The sequence below is a fragment of the Metapseudomonas otitidis genome (genome assembly GCF_011397855.1).
Lineage (GTDB): Bacteria > Pseudomonadota > Gammaproteobacteria > Pseudomonadales > Pseudomonadaceae > Metapseudomonas > Metapseudomonas otitidis.
In genome coordinates, this window is the sequence record NZ_AP022642.1 from 4,369,472 (window position 1) to 4,384,564 (window position 15,093).

Sequence of the window (15,093 nt, forward strand, 5' to 3'; positions counted from 1 at the left end):
TCAGTGGTCGTGGTTGCAGTCCGGCCCGTGTACGTGGCCGTCTTCGTCGTCGGCGTCGGCCGGTTCCATCTCCAGCTGCAGGCTAACCAGGTTGGTGGCCAGCGGGCGCAGCAGCAGGTTGGCGTACTCAGTATCGCCCTCCTCCACGTCCACGCCGATCAGCAGTTGGCCGTTGCCGGCGGTCTGGATCCAGACCTCCTTGCCCTGCCAGACCACGGCAAAACGGGTGCAGGACGTTTCCAGCTGGGTGCCGTCGGTGTCTTCGAGGATGAGTTGCAGGGCGTCGGACATGTGTAGAACTCCAGGATCGTAAGGCAGAGAGCGGCGGGCGGGGCGGAGGGTTCCGAGGAACACCTCACCGCCGGCCGCACGCCGCTCAGTTCAGTTGGAACGGATAAACGGCGCCCAGTTTAAGGATCTGGGTGAGTTCATCCAATGCCGTGCGGCATTCGGTGAGCAATTGTGGATCAGCCAGGTCGCTTTCGCTCAGGCGATCACGGTAATGCTTCTCCACCCAGGCGGTCAGGGTGTCGTAGAGCGAGGGGGTGAGGATCACGCCCGGGTTGACCGCCGCCAGCTCGTTGTCCTTCAGGGCCACGCGCAGGCGCAGGCACGCCGGGCCACCGCCGTTCTGCATGCTCTGCTTGAGGTCGAAGACCTTCACCTCGCGGATCGGGCCGTCCTCGGCGGTCAGGGTCTGCAGGTAGTGCCACACCCGCGCGTTGTTGCGGCACTCCTCGGGGACGATCAGCAGCATGCTGCCGTCGGCGCGGCTGAGCAGCTGGCTGTTGAACAGGTAGGAACGCACCGCGTCCTCCACCGTCACCGCCTCGCGGGGCACGCACACGGCCTGGAAGCGACCACCGACGCGGCCCAGCTTGTCGTGCAGCTCGGCCAGTACCTTGTCGGTCTCCAGGAAGGCGTCCTGGTGATGGAACAGCACCTCGCCATTGCCCACCGCGATCACGTCGTTGTGGAACACGCCCTGGTCGATCACCGCCGGGTTCTGCTGGGCATAGACCACGCCGGCCTCGCTCAGCCCGTGCAGGCGCGCGACGGCCTGGCTGGCCTCCAGGGTCTGCCGCGCCGGGTAGCGCGAGGGCGCCGGGAAGCGGCTGTCGAAAGCGCTGCGGCCGAACACGAAGAACTCCACGCCGGCCTCGCCGTAGCCCTTGCAGAAACGGGTGTGGTTGGCCGCGCCTTCGTCACCGAACTGTGCCACCGCCGGCAGCGCGGCATGGTGGGCGAAGTGGCGCTCGTCGGCGAACATCGCCGCCAGCACGCGGCTGGTGGTGGGGTGCTCGATGCTGCGGTGGAACTTGCAGTTGAGGTTGGCGGCGGTGAAGTGCACGCGGCCGTCCGCAGTGTCGGCGCTGGGGCTGACGGTGCAGGCGTTGGCGGTCCACATGCTGGATGCCGAGCTGCAGGCGGCCAGCAGCGGCATGGCGTCACGGGCGGCCTTCTCGATCACCTGGGCGTCGGTCCCGGCAAAGCCGAGGCTGCGCAGCGCGGCGACGTTGGGGCGCTCCTGCGGGGCGAGCACGCCCTGCTGGAAGCCCATGTCCATCAGCGCCTTCATCTTCGCCAGGCCCTGCAGGGCGGCTTCCTTGGGGCTGGAGACCGCCTGGCTGTTGCTCTGCGACGCCACGTTGCCGTAGGACAGGCCACCGTAGTTGTGGGTCGGGCCGACCAGACCGTCGAAGTTCACTTCATGGGCGCTCATAGGCTGACTCCAGGCGTCAGGGTTGCAGGCAGGGCGAGGGTTTCGCTTTCCAGCGAGGCGACCGGGTAGGCGCAGTAGTCAGCGGCGTAGTAGGCGCTGGCGCGGTGGTTGCCCGACGCGCCGACGCCACCGAAGGGCGCGCTGCTCGCGGCCCCGGTCAGTTGTTTGTTCCAGTTGACGATGCCGGCGCGGCTCTCGATGAAGAAGCGCTGGTACAGCTCGCGGGAGTCCGAGAGCAGGCCGGCAGCCAGGCCGTACTGGGTAGCGTTGGCCTCGGCCATGGCGGCCTCGAAGCCGTCGTAGCGGATCACCTGCAGCAGCGGGCCGAAGAACTCTTCGTCCGGTCGCTCGGCCACTGCAGTGACGTCGAGGATGCCGGGGGTCAGCAGCGCGGCGGTCTCCAGCGGCTGGGACATGGCCAGCAGCGGCGTGGCGCCCTGGGCGATCAGGTGCTCCTGGGCCTTGAGCAGGTGGCGCGCGGCGTCCAGGGAGATCACCGAGCCCATGAAGGGCGCCGGCTGGGCGTCGAAGGCGCCGACCTGGATGCTCGCCGCCACCGCCACCAGGCGCGCCAGAAGCGCGTCGCCCCAGGCGCCGACCGGCACCAGCAGGCGGCGGGCGCAGGTGCAGCGCTGGCCGGCGGAGATGAAGGCGGACTGGATGATGGTGTAGACGGCCGCATCGACATCGGCCACCTCGTCCACCACCAACGGGTTGTTGCCGCCCATCTCCAGCGCCAGGATCTTGTCCGGGCGGCCGGCGAACTGCTGGTGCAGCAGGTTGCCGGTGCGGCTGGAACCGGTGAAGAACAGGCCGTCGATGCCCGGGTTGCCGGCCAGGGCGACGCCGGTTTCGCGGCCGCCCTGCACCAGGTTGAGCACGCCGGCGGGCAGGCCCGCTTCGATCCAGCACTGGACCGTCAGCTCGGCCACCTTGGGGGTCAGCTCACTGGGCTTGAACACCACGGCATTGCCGGCCAGCAGCGCGGGCACGATGTGGCCGTTGGGCAGGTGGCCAGGGAAGTTGTAGGGGCCGAACACGGCGACCACGCCGTGGGGCTTGTGGCGCAGCACGGCGGTGGCATCGGCCAGCGGGCCGCTCTTCTCGCCGGTGCGTTCGCGGTAGCTCTGGATGGAGATGGCGACCTTGTTGACCATGCTGGTCACTTCGGTGGCGGACTCCCACAGCGGCTTGCCGGTCTCCTCGCCGATGCAACGGGCCAGTTCGTCGGCGCGGGTCTTGAGGGTGGCGGCGAAGCGTTCGAGAACGGCGATGCGCGCGTCCAGGCTCAGGCGGGCCCAGGCCGGGAAGGCCGCACGGGCGGCAGCCACGGCGGCTTCGACCTGCTCGGCGCTGGCGCCCTGCCCACTCCAGACGGATTCCTGGGTGACCGGGTTCAGCGAGTCGAAGGCCTCGCCCTGCCCGGCCTGCCAGGCGCCTGCGATGTAATGGGTGCTCATTTCACGGACTCCTTGGCCGACAGGGGCACGGCGCGAACCGAGGCGCCAGCCGAGAGTTTCAGGCGCTTGGCGGTGTCGGCGTCCACCACCAGGGTGCCGGCAGCCAGGCGCGCCGGGGCGGCGGTGACACGGCAATCCTCGCGCTTGCGGTTGTGGATCAGGTACGGCGTGGCGTCCTCGCCCGGCGTGCCCACGGCCAGCACCAGCGCCTGGCTGTCCTGCACGGCGCGGATCTTCGCGGTCTGGCATTCGATGGCCGGGCCGGCGTCGAAGATGTCGACGTAGCCCTGGAAGCTGAAGCCCTCGCCCTTGAGCATCGCCAGGGCCGGCTCGGTGTCGGTGTGCACGCGCCCGATCACGTCCCGCGCCGCCTCGGAGAGGAAGCAGGTGTAGAGCGGGAACTTGGGCATCAGCTCGGCGATGAAGGCCTTGTTGCCGACGCCGGTGAGGTAGTCCGCGCGGGAGAACTCCATCTTGAAGAAGTGCCGGCCCAGGCTCTCCCAGAACGGCGAGACGCCGTGCTCGTCGGACATGCCGCGCATCTCGGCGATCACCTTGTCGCCGAACAGCTCGGGGAACTCGGCGATGAACAGGAAGCGTGCCTTGGACAGCAGGCGGCCGTTGAGGCCGGTGCGGTAGCCGGCGTGCAGGAACAGCGAGCACAGCTCGGAGTTGCCGGTCAGGTCGTTGGCCAGGAACAGCGTGGGGATCTGCCGGTGGATGTTCAGCTCCTGGGAGGCGCTGACGGTGAGCCCGACGCGGTAGTTGTACCAGGGCTCACGCAGGCCCACGGCGCCGGCCACGGCGGAGATGCCGACGACCTTGCCGTCGTCGTCCTCGAGCACGAACAGGTAGTCGGCATCGGCCCGCTCGGCCTCGCCACGGAATGCCTTCTCGGCCCAGCCCACACGGTGGGTCAGGCGCTCCTCGTTGGCGGGCAGCGTGGTCAGGCCGGCGCCGGTGCTGCGCGCCAGGTCGATCAGGGCCGGCAGGTCGGCGCTGCGTACGGGACGAACGATCATAGTCACTCCGTTAGAGCTTCGTGCTGCGAGCGGCAGGTCGGGCGGCACGCCGCCCAGGGCTGGCACTCGGGGTTAAATCGCCACCAGGCGCACGCTGGCGCCCTCGCCGACGCCCAGGGCTTCGGCGGCTTCGGCGGTGAGTTCCACCGGCTTGCCCGGGGCCCAGTCCAGCTCGGCCACCACGGCGCGGAAGTCCTGCAGCTGGCCGTTGCTCACCAGGTACTGGCGGCCCACCTTGGGCGCGGCACCGATGCGCACCGGCACCACGCGGCTCTGGGCGATGGAGCGGATGCCGGACGTGCGGGCGTGCAGGGTCGGGCCACCGTCGAAGATGTCGATGTAGTTGTCGGTCTCGAAGCCTTCGCGCATGAGGATGTCGAAGGTGATCTGCGCGCGCGGGTGCACCTGCCCCATGGACTCCTGGGCCTCGTCGGGCAGCAGCGGCACGTAGATGGGGTAGTTCGGCATCAGCTCGGCGAGGAAGGTGCGGCTCTTCAGCCCCGACAGGCGCTCGGCCTCGACGTAGTTGAGGTCGAAGAAGTTGCGCCCGACGGCGTTCCAGAACGGCGACTCACCCTGGTCGTCGCTGTAGCCGACGATCTCCACCACCACCGCATCGGCGAAGCGCTCGGGGTGGCTGGCCATGAACAGCAGGCGGCCGCGGGAGTTGAGTTCGGCGAAGGCGGTGTTCACCAGGTCGCGCTCGACGTAGAAGCTGGTCAGCAGGCTGTTGCCGGTGAGGTCGTGGCACAGCGAGAGGACGTGGATCTTGTTGTGGATCTTCAGCTCCCGGGACGCATGCACGAAGGTCTCGTTGCGGAAGCTGTAGAAGGGCTCGGAGAAACCGGCGGAGGCGACGATGGCGGAACAGCCCACCAGGCAGCCGCGCTCGGTGTCTTCCAGCACGAAGAAATAGCTCTCCTCACCGTTGAAGCTCACTTCGGCAGCGAAGGACGCTTCGGAGGCGGTGATCTTCTCGCCCAGGCGACCGGCGTCGTCCGGGAGGGACGTGACACCCACGGGGCTGTCCGCGGCCAGTCGCTGAACATCGGCGAGGTCGGCCATTTGCGCGGGGCGCATCACCAGCATGGGGTCACTCCTTCAATAAAGGCTCCGGCGGCGCCGTTGGCCGACCGGAGAAAACGGCGGCCAATGGGCCGCCGATCACGCATGAAAAACCTTCATCCCTGGTTGTGCGACGCGGCACCTCCTGTGCCGCGCCTTCCGGGCCCTCAGGCCTGGGTCAGCTTGGCCACGGCGCGCTCGAAGCGGTCCAGGCCTTCGTCGATGTCGGCGTCCGGGATCACCAGGCTGGGCGCGAAGCGCACCACGTCCGGGCTGGCCTGCAGCACCATCACGGCTTCCTTCTCGGCGGCGTTGAGCACGTCCTTGGCCTTGCCTTTCCAGGCATCGGCCAGTACCGCGCCGATCAGCAGGCCCAGGCCGCGCACTTCACTGAACAGGCCGTACTTCTGGCCGATGGCCTCGAGGCGTGACTTGAAGCGCTCGTGCTTGGCGGTGATGCCGCTGAGCACTTCGGGGGTGTTGATCACGTCCAGCACCGCTTCGGCCACGGCGCAGGCCAGCGGGTTGCCACCGTAGGTGGTGCCGTGGGTGCCCACGGAGAGGTGCTTGGCGATCTCGGTGGTGGTCAGCATGGCGCCGATGGGGAAACCGCCGCCCAGGCTCTTGGCGCTGGAGAGGATGTCCGGGGTCACGCCGTAGTGCTGGTAGGCGAACAGGTGGCCGCTGCGGCCCATGCCGCTCTGCACTTCGTCGAACACCAGCAGGGCGTTGTGCTCGTCGCACAGCTTGCGGGCGCCTTCCAGGTAGGCCTGGTCGGCCGGCAGCACGCCGCCCTCCCCTTGCACGGGTTCGAGGACCACGGCGCAGGTCTTGTCGGAGATGGCGGCCTTCAGGGCTTCCAGGTCGTTGAACGGCACATGGGTGATGCCTTCCATCTTCGGACCGAAGCCGTCGGAGTACTTCGGCTGGCCGCCCACGGTGACGGTGAACAGGGTACGGCCGTGGAAGCTGTTGGTGGCGGCGATGATCTCGTGCTTCTGCGGGCCATAAACGTCGTGGGCGTAGCGACGGGCCAGCTTGAACGCGGCCTCGTTGGCCTCGGCGCCGGAGTTGGCGAGGAACACGCGCTCGGCGAAGGTGGCGTCCACCAGCTTCCGGGCCAGGCGCAAGGCCGGCTCGTTGGTGAAGACGTTGGAGACGTGCCAGATCTTGTTGGCCTGGTCGGTCAGTGCCTTGACCAGTGCCGGGTGAGCATGCCCCAGGGAGTTCACGGCGATGCCGCCGGCGAAATCGATCAGTTCACGGCCGCTCTGGTCCCAGACGCGGGAGCCCTGGCCTCGCACCGGGATGAACGCGGCGGGGGCATAGTTGGGGACCATCAGCTGATCGAAATCGGCGCGCTCGACCTGCGCATGCTCAACGGACATCAGTTTCTCCTGCCTGAAGCGGCTAGTGGTGAAAGGATTGTAGGGAGTGATCCGGGGTTGGCATTGTCGCCAAGCGACAACTTCTTACAGCCCAAACCCGCGAAAATCCGAGGCTTTCGGAAATGCGACAGAAAGCGTCGGGAAGGCGCAGTTTAAACGCGGATCGCCACAGGACGCACGGGGCACAGCGTATTCGCCACGGGATGACCGGCGGGTATCCGTCATGCGCAAGGACACGAGGCAAGACGGCGCATCGAGACGCCATGCACCGGCACGCCGCACCCGCGACCGGGGCTGCCAGCACAAGGAAGAAAGGAACGAGGCGCCGGGCGCTGCAAGCCGCCCGCCCGGCACCGGTGATCAACCGCGCTCGGACAGTGCCGGCTGGTTGTCGAAGGGGCCGCCGCTGCGCCGCTGGTTGCGGTCTTCGCGAGGGGTGACGCCGAAGAAGTTGCGGTAGGCGCTGGAGAAGTGCGGGCCGGAGGAGAAGCCGCAGGAGAGGCCGATCTGGATGATCGACTTGCTGGTCTGCATCAGCATCTGCCGGGCCTTGTTCAGGCGCAGCTCCAGGTAGTACTGGCTGGGCACGCGGTTGAGGTACTGCTTGAAGATGCGCTCCAGCTGGCGGCGCGACACGCACACGTGCTGGGCGATCTCGTCAGTGGTCAGCGGCTCCTCGATGTTGGCCTCCATCAGCAGCACCGCCTGGGTGAGCTTCGGGTGGCTGGAGCCGAGGCGGTTCTGCAGCGGGATGCGCTGGCGCTCGCCGCCTTCGCGGATGCGCTCCACCACCAGTTCCTCGGACACGGCGCCGGCCAGCTCGGCGCCGTGGTCACGGGCCAGCACCGCCAGCAGCAGGTCGAGCACCGCCAGGCCGCCGCAGGCAGTGAGGCGGTCGCGGTCCCAGTCGAACAGGTGGCTGGTGGCGATGACCTTGGGGAAGCGCTCGCTGAAATCATCCTGCCAGCGCCAGTGCACCGCTGCGCGGTAACCGTCCAGCAGGCCCAGCTGCGCCAACGGGTAGACCCCGGCGGAGAGCCCGCCCACCACGCAGCCGGTGCGGGCCACCTGCTTCAGCGCCGTGGCCAGCCCGACGGACACCGCCGCCGGTGGCTCGTCGGCCAGAAGGAACAGGCGTGTCAGCCCTTCCAGCCTGCCGGTCCAGGGCTCGCCCGGCAGGCGCCAGCCGCCTTCGGCCGGTGCCTCGGCCTGGAGGAAGTGCAGGTCGTAGACCACTTCCGGGTGCAGGCGCTGGGCGACGCGCAGGGCCTCCTCGGCCAGCGCCAGGGTCATGGCCTTGGTGCCGGGCCAGAGCAGGAAACCGATTCGTTGGGCAGTCATGGCAGGCAGCTTAGCCTCAGTCGGCACGATTTACTTGAGGCTTCCGGAGAGGAACTGCTTGAGCCGCTCGGATTGTGGATTGGCCAACACATCCTTCGGGCAGCCGGTCTCTTCGACCACGCCCTTGTGCAGGAAAATCAACTGGTTGGACACCTCGCGGGCGAAGCCCATCTCGTGGGTGACCACCACCATGGTGCGGCCTTCCAGGGCCAGGTCCTTCATCACCTTGAGCACCTCGCCCACCAGTTCGGGGTCAAGGGCGGAAGTGGGCTCGTCGAAGAGCATCACCTCCGGCTCCACCGCCAGGGCGCGAGCGATGGCGACACGCTGCTGCTCACCACCGGACATGTGCGCCGGGTAGGCGTCCTTGCGGTGGGCCACGCCGACCTTGGCCAGGTAGTGCTCGGCCTTCTCGATGGCTTCCTTCTTCGACACGCCGAGCACGTGCACCGGCGCTTCGATGACGTTCTCCAGGGCGCTCATGTGCGACCACAGGTTGAAGTGCTGGAACACCATAGCCAGGCGCGAACGCATGCGCTGCAGCTGCTTGGGGTCGGCCGCCTTGAGGCCGCCGTCCTTGTTGGCCACCAGCTTGAGCTCCTCGCCATTGAGCAGGATCTTGCCGCCGTGGGGCTGCTCCAGCAGGTTGATGCAGCGCAGGAAGGTACTTTTGCCCGATCCGCTCGAGCCGATGATGCTGATCACATCGCCCGCCTTGGCGGCCAGGGAGACGCCCTTGAGGACTTCATGGCTGCCGTAGCGCTTGTGCAGGTCTTGGACTTCCAGTTTGTACATGGTCTCGGTCTCGATGCGATTGGATCAGTCGCTCAGCAAGCGTCCCTGACGAATGGGTTCACGGCCGGCCACCTTGGCCAGCCACAGTCCGGGTTGGGCGAAGCGGGTGCGCTCACGGGCGAACAGCACGCCGTCCACCGTGGCGCACACCGTGGAATGGCGGTCGCTCAAGGGGTCGATCACTTCGAACAGCGGCTCGCCAGCCCTGACCCGCGCACCGGCAGGCTGCAGGAAGCTGACCACGCCGGCGTGGGGCGGATAGAGCAGTTCGGTGCCCTCGAAGGGGGTCGGCTCGCACCGTGCCGGCGGAGCGGCCGGCCAGTCACCGTCGATCAACCCGTGCTCGGCGAGCACTGCGAGAATGGCCTCGGCGCGAGCCTCGGACAGCGGGCGGTCGGTATCGGCCACGCCGCCCAGCTCGACCGTGCTGGCCACGCAGACCAGCGGAATCGACGCCTGCGGGAAGCGCCGGGCCAGGCGCAGCCAGGGCAGCGAGCAGGCCTCGTCGAACGAGCTGCCGCCGGACTCTTCAGCGGTGAGTACGGCCGCGGCCCCCAGGCGGGCCGAGAGCCCGGCCAGCGGCGCGGCGTGCTGCGGCAGGCAGTACAGGTGCACGGCCGCCTCCAGGTCGCAATGCAGGTCCAGCACCAGGTCGGCGTCGCAGGCGTGGGTCAGCAGCAGGCGCTGCAGCCCCTCCAGCTCCGAAGTGGCCGGCGGCAGCTGGCGCAGGGCGGCCCGCATGGCCTCGCGGATGGTGGTGCGGTTGGCATCAGCGTCATCACCCAGGCGCCCTTCCAGGCTGGCCTCGATCTGGGCCGCCAGGTCGACGAAGCCCCGGTTGAAGTTGCGCCCACTGGTGAACTCGAAGCGACCCAGGTGGGTGGCCTGCAGCACCTGGCCGAGGCCGATGGGGTTGGCCACCGGCACCAGTTCGATGCAGCCGGTCAGGCGCCCTTGGGCCTCCAGTTCGACCAGACGCCGCTTGAGCTCCACCGCCACGCGCATGCCCGGCAGTTCATCGGCATGCAGGGACGCCTGCAGGTACGCCTTGCGCGCGCCGACACCGAAGCGGAAGACGCTCAGCTGGCGGCGGGTACCGGGCAGGCCCCAGGGCAGTTCGTGGTCGATGCGCTCCATGGCATCAGGCCTTGCGCGGGGCCAGGTAGGCCAGCCAGCGGCGCTCGGCCAGCTTGAACAGGCGCACCAGGATGAAGGTCAGGCACAGGTAGAACAGGCCGGCGGTGATGAACGCCTCGAACGGCAGGTAGTACTGCGAGTTCACGGTGCGCGCGGCGCCGGTGATGTCCACCAGGGTGACGATGGAGGCCAGGCTGGTGGTGTGCAGCATCATGATCACTTCGTTGCTGTACTGCGGCAGCGCACGACGCAGGGCCGAGGGCAGCAGGATGCGGCGGTACAGCTTGGCGCGGGACATGCCGATGGCCTTGGCCGCTTCGATCTCGCCGTGGGGCGTGGCCTTGAGGCTGCCGGCGAGGATCTCGGCGGTGTAGGCACTGGTGTTGATGGCGAACGCCAGGCAGGCACAGAAGGTGGCGTTGGACAGGTAGGGCCAGAGCCAGCTTGCGCGCACGGCCTCGAACTGGGCCAGGCCGTAGTAGATGAGGAACAGCTGCACCAGCATCGGGGTGCCGCGGATGACGTAGGTGTAGAGCCAGGCCGGGAAGTTGACCATGGGCTGCTTGGAGACCCGCATCAGCGCCAGGGGCACGGCCACCAGCAGACCGACGGCCAGGGAAATGGCCAGCAGCTTGAGGGTCACCAGCACGCCGCTGAAGTAGAGCGGCAGGTTCTCGTAGATGACGGTGTAGTCGAAGATCACGGATGCGCCCTCTCGCTCACAGATCGGCGGCCTTGATGCCGACGGAGTAACGTTTTTCCAGGAAGCGCAACGCCAGCAGCGACACGCTGGTCAGCACCAGGTACAGACCCGCCACGGCCAGGAAGAAGGTAAAGGGCTCGCGGGTGGCGTCCGCCGCGCTCTTGGCCTTGAACATCATGTCCTGCAGGCCCACCACGGACACCAGCGCGGTGGCCTTGGTCAGCACCAGCCAGTTGTTGGTGAAGCCGGGGATGGCGAAGCGGATCATCTGCGGCACCAGGATGCGGAAGAACACCTGGCGACCGCTCATGCCGTAGGCGAATCCGGCCTCGCCCTGCCCTTTCGGGATGGCCATGAAGGCGCCCCGGAAGGTCTCGGACAGGTAGGCACCGAAGATGAAGCCGAGGGTGAAGACCCCGGACCAGAACGGGTCGAGGTCGATGTAGTCGTCATAGCCGACCATCGGCCCCACCAGGTTCACCACCTGCTGGCCGCCGTAGAAGATCAGCAGGATCAGCACCAGGTCGGGAATGCCGCGGACCACGGTGGCGTAGGCATCCCCCATGATGGCCAGCCAGCGCACCGGCGACAGGCGGAAGGCCGCGCCGACCAGGCCGAGCAGGATGGCCATGGACATGGAGGACAGCGCCAGCAGCAGGGTGAGCCAGGCACCCTCGAGAATGGTCGAGCCGTAGCCGTTGAGCATGTTTCAGGTCCTCTTGCAGCGCCCCAGGTGAAACCGGACAGCACCGCTGCAATGAAAAAGTGGCACAACCTGCAGGTTAGCCGCCGACCGTGACGCCCGGTCGCGCGGTGCCGTAGGGCGCCTCTAAAAACGGGGACGAGGCAGTCAGCGCAAGGCAAAAACAGACGAAAAAGCGCAGTTTACGTGGGGTAAATGAGCATTTTGAGGCTGTTTTTAACGCCGCGATGACAACGCAGGTAGTTTTTAGAGGTGCCCCGTGGTCGCGGGGCGGCCTCAACGTCCTGGTTGTGCCACTTCCGGGGAAGGGCGGAGGGGATTACTCGCCGTAGATGTTGAACTGGAAGTACTTGTCCTGGACTTCCTTGTACTTGCCGTTGGCACGGATGGCGGCGATGGCGGCGTTGATCTTGTCCGCCAAGGCCTTGTCGCCCTTGCGAACGGCGATGCCGGCGCCTTCACCGAAGTACTTCGGATCGGTGTAGTCCGGGCCTACCAGGGCGAAGCCCTTGCCGGCTTCGGTCTTGAGGAAGCCGTCGTCGATGTTCACGGCATCGGCCAGGGTCGCGTCGAGGCGGCCGGCGGTCATGTCGAGGAACACTTCGTTCTGCGAGCTGTAGCGCACCACTTCGATACCGGCCGGGGCGTAGACCTCGGTGGCGAAGCGGTCGTAGGTGCTGGCGCGCTGGACGCCGACCTTCTTGCCCTTCAGGTCCACCAGCGGGTCGTTGATCACGGTGCCGGCCTTCATTGCCAGCTTGATCGGGGTCAGGTAGTAGCGGTTGGTGAAGTCGACGGACTTCTTGCGGTCTTCGGTGATGGTCATCGAGGACAGCACGGCGTCGAACTTGCGCACCTTGAGGGCGGGGATCAGGCCGTCGAACTCCTGCTCGATCCACTGGCACTTGACCTTCATCTCTTCGCAGAGGGCGTTGCCGATGTCGTAGTCGAAGCCGGTGATCTTGCCGTCCGGGGTCTTGAAGGCGAAGGGCGGGTAAGCGGCCTCGATGCCAATGCGCAGGGGCTTGGAATCATCGGCAGTGGCTGCCAGCGGCGACAGCAGGGTCAGCGCCAGAGCGCCGAGAAGGGCAATCTTCTTCATGTTTGACTCCTTGGAATAGGGAAGCATCTGCTGGCAGGAGAGATCGTGCCCAGACCATTCAGCGAATTGTAGAAATAGGCGCGGAATTTACCTTGATTGAACTCAGGGAAATGGCCTTGGCCGGGTGAGCGGCATTCTAGCGACAGCCCTAAAGTCGATATTTCTTCAATGCGACAACAAATTACAAAAGGCCAGGACGGCCGGGAGGGAGAGGTTGACAGCAACCTGCTTTCGTGACTAGGCAGTTCAATTCAGAACCTTCTGTAAAAGCAATTACCAGACCACTTTCCAACAACCCCAGTAAAAACGGGCGCTCCAGCCCGCTACCAGGCTGTCAGCCCCACCTCATTCAGCACCAGCCCGGGGCAATCTGCTCCCAGGCGCCCCAGAATGGCGCGCAAGGTTACACCCCGACTGTTACCGCTCGCTATCCCCCGTTGCAACGCACCAGCCGCTGGCACCGTCCGATATCAATCGACCAGAAGCAGAACGCCCCGCCGGGCTTGTGGCCGGGCGGGGCGTTCGCTGGAGCGGGAGGTCGCCGAGTCAGGCGGCCTGCATGGTGCGGTGGGTGTCGATGAGGTGCTGCACCACGCCAGGATCAGCCAGCGTGGAGATGTCGCCGAGGGTGTCGTACTCGGCCACGGCGATCTTGCGCAGGATGCGGCGCATGATCTTGCCGGAGCGGGTCTTGGGCAGGCCGGGTGCCCACTGGATCACGTCCGGCGTGGCGATGGGGCCGATCTCGCGACGCACCCACTGTTTCAGTTCCTGGCGCAGCGCTTCGGAGGATTCCACACCGGCGTTGAGGGTGACGTAGACATAGATGCCCTGCCCCTTGATGTCGTGGGGGACGCCGACCACGGCGGCCTCGGCGACTTTCGGGTGGGCGACCATGGCGCTCTCGATCTCGGCGGTGCCCATGCGGTGGCCGGAGACGTTGAGCACGTCGTCGACGCGGCCGGTGATCCAGTAGTAGCCGTCCTCGTCGCGACGGGCACCGTCACCGGTGAAGTACATGCCCTTGAAGGTCTTGAAGTAGGTGTCGACGTAGCGGTCATGGTCGCCGTACAGGGTACGGGCCTGGCCCGGCCAGGAGTCGATGATCACCAGGTTGCCTTCGGCGGCGCCCTCGATCAGGTTGCCCAGGTTGTCCACCAGGGCCGGCTGCACGCCGAAGAAGGGCCGCGCGGCAGAACCCGGCTTGAGGGCGTGAGCCCCCGGCAGCGGGGTCATCAGGCAGGCGCCGGTCTCGGTCTGCCACCAGGTGTCGACGATCGGGCAGCGGGACTGGCCGACGTTCTCGTAGTACCAGTGCCAGGCTTCCGGGTTGATCGGCTCGCCCACCGAACCCAGCAGGCGCAGGCTGGAGCCGTCGGCCCCGGCCACGGCTGCCTTGCCCTCGGCCATCATCGCGCGGATGGCGGTGGGGGCGGTGTAGAGGATGTTGACCTTGTGCTTGTCGATGATCTTGGCGACGCGGCTGACGTCCGGGTAGTTCGGCACGCCCTCGAACATCAGGGTGGTGGCGCCGTTGGACAGCGGCCCGTACACCAGGTAGGTGTGACCGGTGACCCAGCCGATGTCGGCGGTGCACCAGAAGACTTCGCCCGGGCGGTAGTCGAACACGCGCTCATGGGTCAGCGAGGCGTAGACCAGGTAGCCGCCGGTGGTATGCAGCACGCCCTTGGGCTTACCGGTGGAGCCGGAGGTGTAAAGGATGAACAGCGGGTCCTCGGCACCCATTTCCTTCGGCAGGCACTGGCTGGAGGCGACCTTCATCAGGTCCTCGTACCAGACGTCGCGGTGCGGGTTCCACTTGATGGTGGAGCCGGTGCGCTTGACCACGATGAGCTTCTGGACGCTGTTGGTCTCGGGGTTGGTCAGGGCGTCGTCGACATTGGCTTTCAGCGGGGTCTTCTTGCCGCCACGCAAGCCTTCGTCGGCGGTGATCACCACCTTGGACTTGCAGTCGATGATGCGACCGGCCAGGGCCTCGGGAGAGAAGCCGCCGAAGACCACGGAGTGGATGGCGCCGATACGGGTGCAGGCCAGCATGGCCACCACCGCCTCGGGGATCATCGGCATGTAGATGGTGACCACGTCACCGCGGTGCACATCCTGGCCGCGCAGGGCGTTGGCGAACTTGCACACTTCTTCGTGCAGTTCGCGGTAGGTGATGTTGCGGTGCTCGGACGGGTCGTCGCCCTCCCAGATGATCGCCAGTTGGTCGCCGCGCTCGGCAAGGTGACGGTCCAGGCAGTTGGCGGAGAGGTTGAGGGTGCCGTCGGCGAACCACTTGATGTCGACGTGGTGGTCGTCGAAGGAGGTCTGCTTGACCTTGGTGAACGGCTTGATCCAGTCGATGCGCTGAGCCTGCTCGCGCCAGAAACCATCGGGGTTGATCACCGACTGCTGGTACATGGCCTTGTAGGTCGCCTCGTTGGTCAGCGACTTTTCAGCCACCTCGGGACGCACCGGATACAGTGAAGCAGCACTCATGTCTCATACCTCGACGGGTAGTTGTTTTTGTATGCCGTCTTTTGTATCCCCCGCCTGTCAGTGGGGCCATTCGACCATGGTCTTACCGGACTTGGACCATGGTCTAAGCCCCGTGGAACGGGCCATCCAGCGCGTTTTCCAGGTGCCCCTGG

13 protein-coding genes are annotated in these 15,093 nt (G+C 66.7%); all 13 read right to left on the reverse strand.

Going from position 1 to position 15,093, the window contains the following annotated elements; genetic code table 11:
* Window positions 1-291: a hypothetical protein gene (locus PotMrB4_RS20080; RefSeq protein ID WP_044412286.1), complete on the reverse strand. Its 291-nt coding sequence runs from the start codon at window positions 289-291 to the stop codon at window positions 1-3.
* A gap of 85 nt (window positions 292-376) precedes the next feature.
* Window positions 377-1,723, reverse strand: coding sequence for an N-succinylarginine dihydrolase (gene astB, locus PotMrB4_RS20085; protein ID WP_044412289.1), 1,347 nt, complete (start codon window positions 1,721-1,723; stop codon window positions 377-379).
* Window positions 1,720-3,183, reverse strand: a complete 1,464-nt coding sequence (gene astD, locus PotMrB4_RS20090; RefSeq protein ID WP_107329066.1) for a succinylglutamate-semialdehyde dehydrogenase — start codon at window positions 3,181-3,183, stop codon at window positions 1,720-1,722. Before astD ends, astB begins: the two co-directional genes overlap by 4 nt.
* Window positions 3,180-4,205 (reverse strand): arginine N-succinyltransferase, encoded by a 1,026-nt coding sequence (gene astA / locus PotMrB4_RS20095; RefSeq protein WP_044412295.1) that lies wholly within the window; start codon window positions 4,203-4,205, stop codon window positions 3,180-3,182. Before astA ends, astD begins: the two co-directional genes overlap by 4 nt.
* 72 nt (window positions 4,206-4,277) lie before the next feature.
* Complete coding sequence (gene aruF, locus PotMrB4_RS20100; protein ID WP_044412298.1) at window positions 4,278-5,294, reverse strand: arginine/ornithine succinyltransferase subunit alpha; 1,017 nt, start codon at window positions 5,292-5,294, stop codon at window positions 4,278-4,280.
* 143 nt (window positions 5,295-5,437) lie between these two features.
* On the reverse strand, window positions 5,438-6,658 hold the full coding sequence (locus tag PotMrB4_RS20105; RefSeq protein WP_172434312.1) for an aspartate aminotransferase family protein: 1,221 nt from the start codon (window positions 6,656-6,658) through the stop codon (window positions 5,438-5,440).
* 360 nt (window positions 6,659-7,018) lie between these two features.
* Complete coding sequence (gene argR / locus PotMrB4_RS20110) at window positions 7,019-7,999, reverse strand: transcriptional regulator ArgR (protein ID WP_069559661.1); 981 nt, start codon at window positions 7,997-7,999, stop codon at window positions 7,019-7,021.
* A gap of 30 nt (window positions 8,000-8,029) precedes the next feature.
* The gene (gene aotP, locus PotMrB4_RS20115) at window positions 8,030-8,794 is read right to left on the reverse strand and encodes an arginine/ornithine transport ATP-binding protein AotP (protein WP_044412306.1); all 765 of its coding nucleotides are present in this window, start codon (window positions 8,792-8,794) and stop codon (window positions 8,030-8,032) included.
* Between the two features lie 24 nt (window positions 8,795-8,818).
* Entirely contained in the window at window positions 8,819-9,931 is a 1,113-nt protein-coding gene (locus PotMrB4_RS20120; protein WP_172434313.1) for a succinylglutamate desuccinylase/aspartoacylase family protein, read from the reverse strand.
* A 4-nt stretch (window positions 9,932-9,935) separates the two neighbouring features.
* The gene (locus PotMrB4_RS20125; protein ID WP_044412311.1) at window positions 9,936-10,634 is read right to left on the reverse strand and encodes an ABC transporter permease; all 699 of its coding nucleotides are present in this window, start codon (window positions 10,632-10,634) and stop codon (window positions 9,936-9,938) included.
* Between the two features lie 16 nt (window positions 10,635-10,650).
* Window positions 10,651-11,340 (reverse strand): ABC transporter permease, encoded by a 690-nt coding sequence (locus tag PotMrB4_RS20130; protein ID WP_160480015.1) that lies wholly within the window; start codon window positions 11,338-11,340, stop codon window positions 10,651-10,653.
* Between the two features lie 316 nt (window positions 11,341-11,656).
* Entirely contained in the window at window positions 11,657-12,439 is a 783-nt protein-coding gene (locus PotMrB4_RS20135; protein WP_044412316.1) for an ABC transporter substrate-binding protein, read from the reverse strand.
* Between the two features lie 546 nt (window positions 12,440-12,985).
* A complete protein-coding gene (gene acs / locus PotMrB4_RS20140) occupies window positions 12,986-14,941 on the reverse strand; it encodes an acetate--CoA ligase (RefSeq protein WP_044412319.1) in 1,956 nt (651 codons plus the stop codon).
* Window positions 14,942-15,093: the final 152 nt, after the last annotated feature.